This window comes from Ensifer sp. ENS06, assembly GCF_014852205.1.
Classification (GTDB): Bacteria; Pseudomonadota; Alphaproteobacteria; order Rhizobiales; family Rhizobiaceae; genus Ensifer; species Ensifer adhaerens.
Genome location: NZ_JACVBC010000050.1, coordinates 1 through 440, shown reverse-complemented (window position 1 = coordinate 440; position 440 = coordinate 1). Strand labels below are relative to the sequence as shown.

Below are 440 nucleotides of genomic sequence, written 5' to 3'. Positions count from 1 at the left end.
AAGCTTATTCGCAGCTCCCCACGGCTTATCGCAGCGTATCACGTCCTTCATCGCCTGTGCATGCCAAGGCATCCACCAAATGCCCTTTTGACACTTGATCGTTCTCATTGCCAATGCTCATCCTTAGTTGGGTTTGGCTAAGCTTGTCCCGCTCTCGCGGGGCAGCCAAACCTGGCTATCCGGGCACAACTGAATGTGCCTCAAGCCGCCCAACGACCCGGTTACCTTTTACAACCGAGCCAATCAGATGCCATCGACGTGTTCGATACGGTCGCTTTATTGGAACCACGCCGAGCGGTTCACTTGCGCCATATCTTAAGACCAGCTTCTCGAGATCTGTCCGGTGATGCGCGGTCAGGCAACACCAATCCAGCATGAACACCAGAAGGGCACTCACAAGTGAGCACCCAAACAATGATCATGCCTCAAGGACAAGGCTT

General features: G+C 53.9%; 1 rRNA gene. It reads right to left on the bottom strand.

Going from position 1 to position 440, the window contains the following annotated elements:
* Positions 1-100: ribosomal RNA gene (locus IB279_RS36785) — 23S ribosomal RNA — on the bottom strand; the annotation flags it as partial.
* Between the last annotated feature and the right edge of the window lie 340 nt (positions 101-440).